This window comes from Mammaliicoccus sp. J-M41, assembly GCF_022385935.1.
Classification (GTDB): domain Bacteria; phylum Bacillota; class Bacilli; order Staphylococcales; family Staphylococcaceae; genus Mammaliicoccus; species Mammaliicoccus sciuri_A.
Genome location: NZ_JAJNIR010000085.1, coordinates 1 through 334, shown reverse-complemented (window position 1 = coordinate 334; position 334 = coordinate 1). Strand labels below are relative to the sequence as shown.

1 protein-coding gene is annotated in these 334 nt (G+C 30.2%); it reads right to left on the bottom strand.

Annotation, left to right across the window (positions count from 1 at the left end; genetic code table 11):
- Positions 1–10: 10 nt before the first annotated feature.
- Positions 11–334, bottom strand: a 324-nt coding sequence (locus LQ686_RS13995) for a helix-turn-helix domain-containing protein (RefSeq protein ID WP_239733461.1), incomplete at its 5' end; no start/stop codon positions are given.

Here is a 334-nt window from a genome sequence, read left to right as displayed (position 1 = left end):
ATGACCTTTACTATTTCTGATTTTTGCTTCCGTAAATGTCGGTCAAGGCCTGTAACTTTTTTTGATAAGCTATACCTGCCTTTAACGTCTCATTTTCATTTCTAAGTCTTTCAAGTTCTTCATGTTCATTTTCATTTAGAGGTAAATTTTTATTATCTGATTTAGATCGTTTTTTAGTCATAGTGTGAGATCGTCCCTTTTGTTTTTTATCTATATCAAGACGACACTTTTCATCAAATTGATGTTGCCAATTGGCAATGATAATAGGATTAATAATCCTAAAGTGATTCGCAGTATCTTGATAAGACAACATATTTTCTTGTCTAAATTTTAA